The sequence below is a fragment of the Planctomycetia bacterium genome, from assembly GCA_021413845.1.
Lineage (GTDB): Bacteria > Planctomycetota > Planctomycetia > Pirellulales > PNKZ01 > PNKZ01.
On the sequence record JAIOPP010000065.1, the window covers coordinates 1 to 11982 of the forward strand.

The 11982-nt window shown below is 59.9% G+C and carries 9 protein-coding genes; 4 read left to right on the forward strand and 5 right to left on the reverse strand.

Features of this window, described 5'->3' with window-relative positions; all coding sequences use genetic code 11:
- Nucleotides 1-33: 33 nt before the first annotated feature.
- Complete coding sequence (locus tag K8U03_11665) at nt 34-279, reverse strand: hypothetical protein (GenBank protein ID MCE9605540.1); 246 nt, start codon at nt 277-279, stop codon at nt 34-36.
- A gap of 135 nt (nt 280-414) precedes the next feature.
- Here K8U03_11665 and K8U03_11670 point away from each other — a divergent pair, with 135 nt between their 5' ends.
- Nucleotides 415-1209: a glycosyltransferase family 2 protein gene (locus K8U03_11670; GenBank protein ID MCE9605541.1), complete on the forward strand. Its 795-nt coding sequence runs from the start codon at nt 415-417 to the stop codon at nt 1207-1209.
- Nucleotides 1210-1251: 42 nt separating this feature from the next.
- On the opposite strand, the gene K8U03_11675 is transcribed toward K8U03_11670, so the two are convergent.
- Entirely contained in the window at nt 1252-1926 is a 675-nt protein-coding gene (locus K8U03_11675) for a class I SAM-dependent methyltransferase (protein ID MCE9605542.1), read from the reverse strand.
- 241 nt (nt 1927-2167) lie between these two features.
- Here K8U03_11675 and K8U03_11680 point away from each other — a divergent pair, with 241 nt between their 5' ends.
- The gene (locus tag K8U03_11680; protein MCE9605543.1) at nt 2168-4495 is read left to right on the forward strand and encodes a hypothetical protein; all 2328 of its coding nucleotides are present in this window, start codon (nt 2168-2170) and stop codon (nt 4493-4495) included.
- Nucleotides 4496-4517: 22 nt separating this feature from the next.
- Here K8U03_11680 and K8U03_11685 read toward each other — a convergent pair whose 3' ends face one another.
- The 3 genes from K8U03_11685 to K8U03_11695 form a co-directional block, all read right to left on the reverse strand.
- Entirely contained in the window at nt 4518-5804 is a 1287-nt protein-coding gene (locus K8U03_11685; protein MCE9605544.1) for a DUF1552 domain-containing protein, read from the reverse strand.
- Nucleotides 5805-5806: 2 nt separating this feature from the next.
- Entirely contained in the window at nt 5807-9151 is a 3345-nt protein-coding gene (locus K8U03_11690; GenBank protein MCE9605545.1) for a DUF1592 domain-containing protein, read from the reverse strand.
- Nucleotides 9152-9457: 306 nt separating this feature from the next.
- Entirely contained in the window at nt 9458-9958 is a 501-nt protein-coding gene (locus tag K8U03_11695; protein ID MCE9605546.1) for a hypothetical protein, read from the reverse strand.
- A gap of 361 nt (nt 9959-10319) precedes the next feature.
- Between K8U03_11695 and K8U03_11700 the strand changes: the two genes are divergently transcribed.
- Both K8U03_11700 and K8U03_11705 read left to right on the forward strand, forming a co-directional pair.
- Complete coding sequence (locus K8U03_11700) at nt 10320-11348, forward strand: 6-bladed beta-propeller (GenBank protein ID MCE9605547.1); 1029 nt, start codon at nt 10320-10322, stop codon at nt 11346-11348.
- 148 nt (nt 11349-11496) lie between these two features.
- Nucleotides 11497-11979, forward strand: coding sequence for a hypothetical protein (locus tag K8U03_11705; protein MCE9605548.1), 483 nt, complete (start codon nt 11497-11499; stop codon nt 11977-11979).
- Nucleotides 11980-11982: the final 3 nt, after the last annotated feature.

Genomic DNA, 11982 nt, shown 5'->3' on the forward strand with positions numbered 1-11982 from the left:
CCGACAGCGAGTGATCGCGTTTGCGCAGCTGCGTCAGGCCGTCGTCGATTCTCGCAGGGCAAGTCGAACGCCCGTCTCGGCTAAGTCGCCGAGGGGGAGTTGGAACACCGAATCCAGTTCGTGCCACTGGCACAGATCGGTCGAGCCGCTGGGCTCAGGCCGTAAATATCCCCCTACGACTTTCACGTGGTAGATGATCCGGATGCCGTGAAAGTCGTCGCTGCCCGAGGTGTCGGAGAGGGAATCGATCGCGGAAATGAACTTTTGGGATTGCCGCAAATCGATACAATTCCATGTCGGTCGATCTGGGCAGCGCCTTCAAGCGGAATGGCGCTCTCATGGTCGGTTATCGGTTCCCTCGCACCCCTCCGGAGTCGGCGCGTCGTCGGGTCCTATCGCAGCTATTCTTGGCCTATGACGCTTCCTGCCGACGCTTCGCCAACCATCGGTTACGACTACACCACGGGCCCGGCACGACCCGATGCGATTCTCGACCGGATCGATCTGACGCTCTTCATCGCCTGTTACAACGAAGCCGAAAATATCGTCGGCACGCTCGACACTCTGTTGGGCGCTCTGCAACAGTTTCCCGAAACGACATGGGAAGCTCTGCTGATCGACGACGCCAGCAAAGATCGCACCGCCGAGGTGGTCAAGCGCTGGCTCGACGAGCATCCCGGGCTGCCGATCTATTTGAAGGTCAACAAGAAGAACAAAGGGTTGGCGTGTAACTACATCGAAGGAGCGTTCTGGGGTCGCGGAAAATACTACCGACTCGTCTGCGGCGACGACGTCGAACCGCGCGAAACGTTTTGCGAGGTGCTCCGGCAACTCGGCACGTCCGACATGGTCATCTTCTATCAAGACTGCCGAGGTCGATCGCTGTTTCGCCGTCTGCTCTCTCGCACGTTTACCGGATTGGTCAATTTGATCAGCGGTCACCGCTTGAAATACTACAACGGCTTGGCGATTCACAAGCGATACAACGTCATGCGTTGGAACGCCAATTACCACGGCTTCGGGTTCCAAACCGACATTCTCACGCGTCTGCTGGACGAGGGCATCCCCTACAAAGAAGTGCTGGTGAAAGCGCACGAGCGGCCGAATGGACATTCCAAAGCACTGACGATGAAGAACCTTCTTTCGGTATCGCATACGCTGCTCGACCTCTCGATTCGCCGCTTCGGTCGAATCTTCTTCAATCGCTGATCGTCGGCGATCGGCCGCATGGTGGCGAGCTATCGTGCCGAGCTATTTGCGGTCGCAACAGAGAGCGATCACATACTGAGCCATCGGGTGAAAGCCCGTATGCACGACTTCGTCGTTCATGGAAAACATGAAGACGCGATGAAAGAATCGTTGCATGAGCTTCTTCAGATCGGGAGCGCTCTTGCAGTTGACGTGCCCGGCCTTGCTGCGCGGCGATGCATACGCTTGCGACTCCAGCGAGGGCATGCCGATGATCAGCGAGCCGTGATCGGCGAGCGAATTCACCGCGTTGCCGACGAAAGCATCTTCATCCTTCGGCTGAATGTGCTCCAGCACATCCAGCGAATAGATCCCTTCGAAATTGCCGGGGGATACCGGTCCTTCGAGCATATCGTGGACCTTGCAATCGAAGGCCCACTCCGGACGCATTCTTTCTTGCGCGTCTCGAATAAAAATGGGATCGAAGTCGACCGCGGTCAAATGCGTTACTTCTTGCTTCACGATCCGCGAAGCAAAGCCGTCGCCGCAGCCGACTTCGAGCACCCGCTCCATGCCGGCGAACATCTTGGCGACGAACTTATAGCGCGCAAACGTAAACGCGAGCCGCTTGGGGTCTTCATGCCAAGAAAGAGCGATGACCATCCCGAGGTTGGTAGCTCCGAACTGCTCGCGCATGCCGATCGAGTCTTGATACTGCGGCTCGCGAGTGGAGCTCATGCGCTGGAACCTTGATGGAAGACGGTGCTTGTCGTGGGCCGCTGATTCTAACTCGTCTCGAAGTCGGCCGACAAGCCGGCGTCTACATCAGCGGTCGAAGTGCCGCGCCGCCCGGCAAACGGTTTTTACGCATAAATCGTAGCGAGCGCCGATCGGTCGCGTCATACTGACCGGCCCGCCTGCTCTCTCTCGTTCCATCCCACATCGGTCGATGAGAAACGATCTCCCACGGATTAAAAACATGCTCAAGCATTCTTGTCGGTCCTGGTGCAGGCTGTTCGTGTTCAGCCTGATGGCGTCGTCGCTCTCGGCTGCCGATGTTCCCCCGAAGGCGTCGGCTCCTGCGACAACCGCTCCTGTCGTTGCCGCACCGGTAGCAGCTGTCCCTTCGCCTCCGGTTGTGCCTGTGCCGCCGCTCCAGAGCTATCAACGGACTTCCTTGCCGGTGCAGCATGCCTATCAGAAAACGATTCGCGACTATCTCGGTTCGCTAAGCGCCCAGGATTTCGAACACGGCGTGACCGTGAAATTCACCACCCCGCCGTTCGCAGGCGATCTCGAACAGCAGTATCGCCACCATCTGCTGGGACTTTCGATCAACCCTCTCATCGGCACGAAGCGAGGTTCGCCGGCGGTGAACGCGCCTGCCAAGTTGTTCACGCTCGCCGAGATCGAAACCGCGGCCGGCGTGATGCGGCCCCCCGTCTGGCCCGAGCCGGTTGCGTTTATCGTGCGCTGGAACTACGCCGGCAATCCTTATTATCAGTCGCGCGCGATGAAGTTGCGGGCCTTCGCCACTCTCTCCGTTCACATGACGATGCTCGATGATCAAATCGAGCATGCGCCCGAGGTGAATGGAGCCTCGCGGCCCGACTGGCTTGCGCCGACGCTGCTCATGCTCGGTTATTCCTTTCCTGCGGTAAGCGATGTCGTGCCGGAACCGGTTCAAGCAGCCTACCGCGTCGGGCTAAGGAAATTGGCTCAGCGCGTACTCGATTGGGGGCCGCTGGGCGAAGAGCCGAACTTGGAGCTTTGTTCTCCCGTGGCGCTCTGGTACGCCGGCGAAGTGCTCAAAGATCCGAAATTCAGCCAGGAAGTCGAAGCTTACGCTCGGCGGTTGTACACCGACCCGCAGTTCGTTCATCCGGCCGGCTATTTCATCGATCGAGGTGGAATCGATCTCGGCTACGCAGGGCAGACGAACTTCTTCACCACGTGGCTTGCCTTGGCGACGCGCTGGCCGTTCGCCGTCGAGGCCGTGGCTCGAAGCCATCGCTTGCGCGCGCATGTGATCTTGCCTGAGCCCGACGATAAGACGGTGCTTGGCCCGAGCCATTTTCAAACTCGTTACAGTGCCGACGCCGGACGCGATCAATGGGAATGGGGGACGTTTCGCAACACGGCCGCGGCGCTGGTGACCGATGAAGCCGCGCATCTGACGAAGCTTCCTACGGCGGCCGATCTCGCCGGTGCGGTGGCGCGCCGAGCCATGGTCTTTCAAGCTCAGCTCAACGAGAACGCGTACAAGCCCAACGGCGGAGGAATGCTACGCAACGACGAAATCGTTTCCGTTCCTTGGGCGTTTCGACTCTGGCAATCTTATAATTTTCCGGCGATGGTCAACTATGTCTACGATCACTACCCGGCCGACGCTCATGCGCACCGTGTGGAGCTTGAGCGAAAGAACCCTTCGCTTCTCAAGTCGCCGTTTTTGCGCGAAGAGAACTTCGTGCGCGACTTCGCCCAGGCCTTCACGGTCGCGAAGCAGAAGCGATACGCGGCGATCGTTCACTCGGGCCCGATCGGAGAACCCCAGCTCGAAGCAGGGCGCACGATATTTCCTGGCCCTTACGGCTTCGGCGGCGGGCAGCTTTCGGCCTTTTGGACTCCCGCTACCGGCTCGGTGTTGCTTGGTCGCCGTGGCGGAATGACGCGAGAAAAATCGTTCGACCATCTCGAAGAGTGGCGACAATGGCCGATTCATGCCGTCTCCGGCGTGCGCGCCAACGGCAAAATCTTCAGCACGGCCCGCATCCTCAAGCCCGACGTCGTGAGCGATTTGAAATCCGAGCGGGGAACCGTGCGGGTCTCGGGGCAAATTCCGCGCGGCTTGCTCGGCCAGCCCAAAGCGCTCGATGGCCGGCTCGCTTATGCCCGCACCTTCACGATCGAGCCGGACTCGTTGACCATCGAAACGACGATCCGATCGAGCGGACAAGACACGTTTGCCGAGATGGTCGAGACGCTCCCCGTGTTTCTGCGCGAAGCCCAAACGCAAGCCAAGGTGGAACCGACCACGATCGAATTGCGCCGCGACGGCAAGTGGGTTGCGGCGAGCATCGACTGGACCGACGACGTCACCGGCGTGCGACTCTCTCGCTTCGGCGGCGCGGTGCTCATCGAATTCGATCGGCCGCGGCGACTCAAGCTTGCGCCGAATGAATGGAGCGACACCTACTTGAGCCGAGCCTCGTGCCGCAACCTGTTGATCGACCTACTGGAGAACAACGACCAGCCGACCGTCTTGTCGACCGCTTCGGTTCGTTATCGCATTCAAGCAGCACAATAAGCAGCTGCAGTCGTCGGAGCAGTTAAATGCCTGCCAAGCGCTCTTTGGAGTCGCCGAACTCGGGCAATTGCAGTCCCATTCGATCCATCAGCGATAGATAAAGGCTGCACAACCGACGGCGCTCGTTCCCCGACTTCATGAAGTCGAGCGAGCGGCCGGTCTTCAGGGTTCCGCCGAGGCCGCCGGCGAGGAGCAGAGGCACTTGGTTGCTGTTGTGAGCGTCCCAATGTTCCGAGACGAACATGAGGCACGAGTTGTCCAGCACCGTGCCGTCCCCTTCTTGCATGTTCGCCAAGCGATCGACGAGGTACCCGTATTGCTCGACGTGGCAATCGACGATCGCCTTGTAGTCGGGCCCGGTGTTGGCGTGAGAATAGCTGTGGTGGTCGTCGCGAATGTTGAGGAACGGATAGGTTTGGCCTGAGAGATCGCGCGAGAGCAGCAACGTGGCGATGCGCGAGCGATCGGTCTGGAACGCCAGCGCGATGATGTCGCACATCAGGCGCGCATACTCGCGGAAATCCTTCGGTTGCCCTTCGGCCGGTCGCGCGCCGGCGACATCCTTCTGCGGCACTTCGCTCCGTTGTTGTTTGTTGAGATTCTGCAAGCGCTGTTCGGTCTCCCGCACCGACGTCAGGTATTCGTCGATCTTCACCTGGTCGGAATGGCTGACGCGAAGCCTTAGGCCCGCCGCTTGCTCGCGCACCTGGTCGAGGATGCTTCCCTGCAGCTTGCCGGTTTGACTTCCGAAGAGGCTATCGAACGCCAACGAGGGATACAGCTCGATCGGAATCGGCGAGTTCGGGCTCAGCCAAGAGATGTGCGATGCATACACCATCGAATACTGGCTCTCGTGGAATCCGCTCACCGGCTGCTCGCACCCGAGCACGAGGCTTGGGAGGAAAACGTCGTCTTCCAAATGCTTCGCCAACAGCTGATCCATGCTCACGCCGCCGCGAATCACGCGGCCTCGCTGCAGCGCGATGCCCGAGAGGATGTTGCCTGCGCATTTCGCATGTCCGCCGCCGGCCTGTTGGTTGAACAGGCCGTTGATGACGTTGAGCTTATCTTTGTGGCGCGCGAGCGGTGCAAGGCTCGGCCCGAGCTCCATCGCGGCGCCGTCTCCCTTCGACCACCAGCTCGGGGGCGAGATGCCGTCGCCGATGAACATGCAGGCGAAGCGTTGCGGCGGCCGCGCGTTCGGCTTCGAGAAGTCGCCACCCCAGAGATGCGCAGCTTCGAGCCATGGGAGCGCGACCGAAGTTCCCAGCCCCTTGAGCACGATGCGGCGAGATAAAGGTCGGTCCACGGTTAATCTCCTGAGGAAGTCGGCTTGAATCGGGCGAGCGAGAAATCTCGACAGCGCTGATTTCTGAATTGAGGGCTGCAAACCACGGTTTCGAACAGCGCCGAGAATTTGTCGTCGTGGCGACGAAGCTCGGCTTTCATCTTCTCGAGTAGGTCGTGATCGGATGCTTCGACCGAGCGGCCGAGCGCGTAGCCGAGGAACTTTCGGCAGAGCGTATCGAGGTAGTCGTCGTTGCGATTCGCCCGGATGTACTTCAAGAATTCCGGCACGCCGTGCGAAGTCTCGCCCGAGGGGAGCTTCACGACGTTATCGACCGGCCTGCCTGCGAGATCCTTGCTGCGGGCCTTGCCGATCGGGTCGAAGCCTTCCATCGAGAGCCCGATCGGGTCGAACCGTTTATGGCAGCGTGCGCACATCTCGGCTTCGGTGTGGAGCGCGAGCAATTGGCGAATCGTCTTGCCGTTGGTTTCCGTTTCCTTGGCCGGTAGCGGAGCGATGTCGTTCGGCGGCGCCGGGATGTGTTCTCCCAGAATCTTATGCACGACCCAGAAGCCGCGCTTCACCGGGCTCGTTCGTTGCGGTTGGGAATAAGCCGTGAGGAACACGGCCATACCGAGCACGCCGCCGCGACCGTGGCGTTGGATGCCGTCGACCTGTTGCCACTCGCTCTCCGAGTTCGGACCGGGCCAGCCGTAATGGGCCGCGAGCGACTTATTGACGAACGTCACGTCGCCGTAGAGCACATCGGTTACGGGCCGATCGGTTTGAATTAGATGCGTGATCATCCGCGTCGGTTCTTCGAACATCGCGAGCTTGAGATCGTCTTTGAAAGCGGGAAACACCCGCCGGTCGACCGATTCTTGCTCCAGGAAGTCGCGATGACGGAGCCATTGGCCGAAGAACTCCAACGCGAACGCACGGACCTTCGGGTCCTTCAGCATGCGCCGTAGTTGTTGTCGGAGCGTCACTTCGTCGTTAAGTTTGCCGGCCTTCGCTAGAGCTGCGAGCTCTTCATCGGGCATCGACGACCAGAGGAAATAGCTGAGCCGCGAAGCGAGCGAGATGTCGGCGAGCGGCGCAACCGATTCGCCGCCGGCGGGCAAGTCGATGCGGCAACAGAAATACGGCGAGACGAGAATGCTTGTTACGCACCCGCGCACCGCTTGCTCGATTCCGAGTTCCGGCCGGCTCGAGGTCGTCTCGTAGAATTTCACCAGCTGAACGCGCTCGGCTTCGGTAAGAGGGCGGCGATAGGCCCGCTCCGCGAATTCCAGCAGCTGCCGGAGATAGATCGGCTTGGCGTGCGCGAACTGTTCGGCTCGCAATTTCAGGCCGTTGCGAATCTCGCTGAAGAACAAATGAACCGGATGGTCGGCGACCTTCGGATCGCCGGCTTTCACGCCGGAACGGACGAGATAAACCTGCTCGAAGCGTGCGAGCGTGTCGTCGTGAACGAGGCCCGGATCTTCTTCCTTGAAGGAGTCGAAGTCGGCGTGCTTGAGAAAGTTTCGCTCGCTCCGCTCGAAGAAGACGAACCCTCGGAGCATCTTTTCCATCAGGCCGGTGCCGAAGTAGAGCTCGTTCCACAAGCGGTCGAGCTCGGCTCGCTCCGTGTCGTCGAGAACGAGCTTCACGAGCGGCATGTCGTCGCGAAAGACTCCCTCGATGAGATGGAAGCCGGCCGACAGGCCGCGCGTCGAGTCGACGTACACGAACCGATTCGGAAACGTCCGGCAGAACTCGACGCCGGATGCGCGAAGCCGCGCCGCGAGCGGACTCTGCGGATCGATCAGCAAACCCGCTAAATCATCGACACCCGTTGCAACAGCACCTAACGGTTTGTCCGATACCGCGACTCGCACCATCGGCGTCTTCGCCTCTTCGCGGTCGAGCTTGGCTTCGACGAAGAATCGAATCTCCGGCCGATCGGTGAAGGCCTTCGTCGGAACGTTGATCTCCAGCGGCGCGGCGGTCGACACGACGATGCTTTCCGCATCGATCTTGTGCCCGAGCGGATGCACGCCGGGCTTGAGCCGCTTCCACTGTTCGGGTGCGAACTCCTTGAGCACGCTACCGAGCGAGCGGTTCTTTTTGTCCGCGGGGCGATAATCGTTTGCGGATTGAGTGCTGAAGTTCATCTCGCTCAATACCACGTAGCCCGGGCCTGTCCCCTGGGCCGCGTCCACGGCTTGGATATGGATCACGATCTCGGGCCGATCTTTCAGCTTGCGAAACTCGACATGCAATCGGCGCGCGTCGGCGATCATCGTCTCGTCGAACGTGTCGCGCTCCGTGGCCGATTTCTTGCGGCGCTCGAGATGTTGAATCGGGGCGTTACCGGCATTCGAGACGATCGCGGCCGATTCCTGTGCACAAAGCATCTGGCTTGCGCGACGGATCTTCGCGGCCAACGCCCCGATCTGCCCCGCCGGAGCGATGCGTACGACCGTGCCGTCTTTGTTCGTCGTTGGGCCGGAGATCGCGTGCCATTCACGTCGGACCGCGCTCAGCGGAAACGGATCGTCGCCGGCCGGAGCGTTGAGCGTGTCCCACAAGAGCCGCAAATATTTCGGGCTCAGTTTCTTTTCGGCAGCCCAAACGTCGATCGTCGTTCGCTGGAGCGCCGCCGGGCGATGCCGGAATTCCCAAGCCGAGGTGAGATACGCTTCGAGCGCGACGTCGTGTTCTTCATAGAAACGGAGGATCGCCTGTTCGTGGAACTTGACCCTATCGGCGAACGTCACGGCGGGATACGGCGCGAACGTCATGCCTGACGGCGTGAGCACGACATGCTCGGCTACGAGCTGCGCGGCGGCGTAATACTTCTTGAACAGATTGGGAGACATCACGAGCGCTTCGCCCGTGTTATTGAATCCTTCGCCGGAGGCCGGATCGACCGGGAACGATTCCGCCGGCCGGATGTCGACGCCGGTGAGGTCGCGGATCGTGTAGTTGTACTCCGCCACGGTCAGTCGCCGCGGCAACACGACGCCGGGATCGCCCGACCATTTCTTGGCTTCCGCGGCCATCAGGCGTTCGATCGTCGCGAGGGCGGCGTTCCGTTCTTCGATCGTCGGCTGCTTGGCTTTGTCGGGAGGCATCTCTCCTTTGCGAACGAACGTGAGGACATGCTCCCATTGCCGAAAATGTTCGCCGATCGCCGCGGCCGTGGTGAAGCGGCTTAGATCGAGCGCCCCTTCCGTCTTCGTCGAGTTGTGGCAGCCGACGCAGTAGCTCTTCAGAAACGGCGCGACTTGGCGCTGGAACTCGTCCGGCGCTTCGGCCCAGGCAGCAGAGGCGCACGCCAGAGAAACGAGCGCGCAAGCGATCGCCGGGAAGTTCGACATGAAAGCAACTCGTTCGCGAGCAGGCTCGATCGATTCGCCAACTCGTAAGAGTGCGGGTCGATCGGAGGGAGGGCAGGTTGGAAACAGGAGGGAACGGCCGGCGGTGAGACGATCTCATTGTATTCGAGATGCCGCAGCGACGCAGCGCGATCAACCGCGAAATTACCGCTCCCTAGGCGGCCGGTGCTGTCAGAAGTTTCCTGTTTTTTCGCTTGCGAACGACGAGCCCTTCGACGCCGAGAGACCGGCGTCGAAGGCTCGATTCATTTCCTAGCCGCGGCTAAGCCCGATTTACGTGCCTCGACCCTACTGCGCAGGGACGTAGTACGTCGGAGCGCCGTACGTGGCCGGCTGCGCGCTATAGTACAGCGGCGCTGGGACGTAGTCGTAGCCGTAATAACCGTAGCGCGGCACCAGCGTCCCTTCATAAATCGGACGGTAGCCAACCGGATGGGAGCCGTAGCCGCCGTATGTGGTGGAGGTCGGGTGATAACCGCCGGGGGCAGGATAGCTCGCCGCGTAAGGCTGCGAGTACGGTTGCGTACGCGGCGCTAACAGCGATTCCGCCGTCGGCAGTTCGCGGGTTCGTTCCGGTAAAGCAAGCGGCGCACTTCCGCCACCGGGAAAGAGTTGGTCGTTGATATCGAGATAGAAAGAAGAGTTGGGATCGACGGTGCCGTAATCAATGGTGCCGTAATAGCTCGACGGATAGCCGGCGATTGCGGCCTCTTGCAAACCGACCAAGGCGATCGAGAAAGCGATCGCGGAAAGAAGGCGCTCAAACGAGAACGCAGTGGGGCACAACATGGGACGACCTCGCATTATCGGGGATCGAAGCGCCGCGCAAACGCGCAGAACGCACGCGCGTCGTCTTGTGCCTAAACGACCGCGATACGGGAATCCTATGCTCGCGCCCGGGGGTGGTCAAGCAAGTAAGCGAAGATCAGCGGCGCAACCGCCGTCGGCGCGATGCCGCTTGTTTCAATCGTTTCCGGGCCGATTCCGCGACGATTTCCCCGCACACTGGTTGAAATGCATTGCGGGCGACCGGATACTAAGCGTCGCCCTGCCCGACGTATTTCGGCATCTTGAAACGTGCCGCGATCGAGCGTCGGCGAAACTCACGCCCGGCTCCCGCCGTTTGAAACCAAGATTAGGAACTCGTCTTATGCACAGCCCACTTCGTTGTGTCGTCGCCGCGCTCGCGCTGCTCGTAACCATCCCGGCGTTCGCCGCCGACAAGGTCCAACCGGTGCGACTCGGCACCGGCGTGATGACTTTCGAAACCGTTCCCGGCTGGGGCTTGCGACCCGACGGTAAATCGGCTCTCGGGTCGACGCACGGCGCGGTCGTGATCGATAAGGCCGGCGCCGTGTACGTGAGCGCGAATAAGGGAGTCGTCGTGTTCGCGCCCGAGGGCTCGATGATCAAGGAATATGTCGGCAAGGATTTCACCAGTTTGCACGACATGGAGATTCGCGCCGAAGGAGACGAAGAATTCATCTACGGCGCGCGCAACGGCGCCGCCGAAGGAATCAAGTTCAACGCCCGCACCGGCGAGATCGTCTTCAAGCTCCCCTTCCCGAAAGAGTCGGGCCTGAACCTAACGAAGTTCAGCCCGACGGCCATCACCGTCGCTCCGAACGGCGAAATCTTTCTTTCCGACGGCTACGCGAGCAACCACATCTTCGTGTTCGACAAGGCCGGCAAGTACCTGCGACACTTCGGCGAGAAGGGGAACGAACTCAAGCAGTTCAACACGGCTCACGGCATGACGCTCGACACGCGTTACGAACCGCCCCGGCTCTTGGTCTGCGATCGGAACCACACGCCGAAGGGACGCCTCTTGCACTACGGTCTCGACGGCAGCTTCATCGGCGAAGTGATCACGGGCCTCGGCATGCCGACTTCGGCGAGCGTGCAAGGAGATTACGTTTCGGTGCCCGACTTGCTCGGCCGGCTCGTGATACTCGACAAGGAAAACAAGATCGTGGCGACGCTCGGCGAGAATCCCGACCCAGAGAAGGGGAAGAGCTTCGGCATCACGCAAGACAAGTGGGTCGAAGGAGCGTTCAGCGGCACGCACGGCTCCTACTGGGACAAGGACGGCAATCTCTACGTCCAAGACTGGAACGTCGACGGCCGGATCATGAAGCTGGTACGCGTGAAACAACCGGCGGCGACCTCGGGCGAATAGCCCTATTCTGCAAGCGACCGCAGGTCTTTTAAGGCGAGGCGACGAATGCCTAATTCGGTCGCGTTTAATATTTGATCAACGACACTATATAACGGAGTTCCGCCTCTTTTCCGCAGAGCGAGACGATCGCATCAATCCGAGATCAAAAATGACCCCCAAGCTTGTGACGGCAAGAATTCTTACGCCCTCCGTGTTAGGAACGCTTGTCTTGGGGCTGATGATATTCGCTTCTTTGAAAGTAAGAGAACGGGACTTTAGAAAGGTCGTCGGCACACCAAATCTAGAAGCCACATATCACGCTTTATTAACCATTACTGCCTTAGAAGAAAACCCTGCCGAAAACCACTTATTCCTCCCGAGCGTGTCGTTAGGCAATGACCTAGACAAGCATATCTCATGGGGGTTGACTGCCCCGACTAAAACCGGCGATTACATTTACACCAGCTATACGCCGCCCGGCTTCGTAGCTCCCTATGTCGTATTCCATGTTCTCAATCTAGATGTTTCTCGAGCGAATTTGGCTCGCTTCAATTTCGTGCTCGGTGCAATAGCATCTATCGTTCTATTTAGTTTTCTGAGGCAATTACTAAGCAGCTTAGAAGCAGTTACAAAACTTCGTGTTGCTAGCTAAACG

Bases quoted from the DNA above. Each gene is read 5' to 3' on its own strand.
- K8U03_11670 (MCE9605541.1), top strand. From the start codon at position 415: ATGACGCTTCCTGCCGACGCTTCGCCAACCATCGGTTACGACTACACC.
- K8U03_11675 (MCE9605542.1), bottom strand. From the start codon at position 1,926: ATGAGCTCCACTCGCGAGCCGCAGTATCAAGACTCGATCGGCATGCGC.
- K8U03_11680 (MCE9605543.1), top strand. From the start codon at position 2,168: ATGCTCAAGCATTCTTGTCGGTCCTGGTGCAGGCTGTTCGTGTTCAGC.
- K8U03_11690 (MCE9605545.1), bottom strand. From the start codon at position 9,151: ATGTCGAACTTCCCGGCGATCGCTTGCGCGCTCGTTTCTCTGGCGTGC.
- K8U03_11695 (MCE9605546.1), bottom strand. From the start codon at position 9,958: ATGTTGTGCCCCACTGCGTTCTCGTTTGAGCGCCTTCTTTCCGCGATC.
- K8U03_11700 (MCE9605547.1), top strand. From the start codon at position 10,320: ATGCACAGCCCACTTCGTTGTGTCGTCGCCGCGCTCGCGCTGCTCGTA.
- K8U03_11705 (MCE9605548.1), top strand. From the start codon at position 11,497: ATGACCCCCAAGCTTGTGACGGCAAGAATTCTTACGCCCTCCGTGTTA.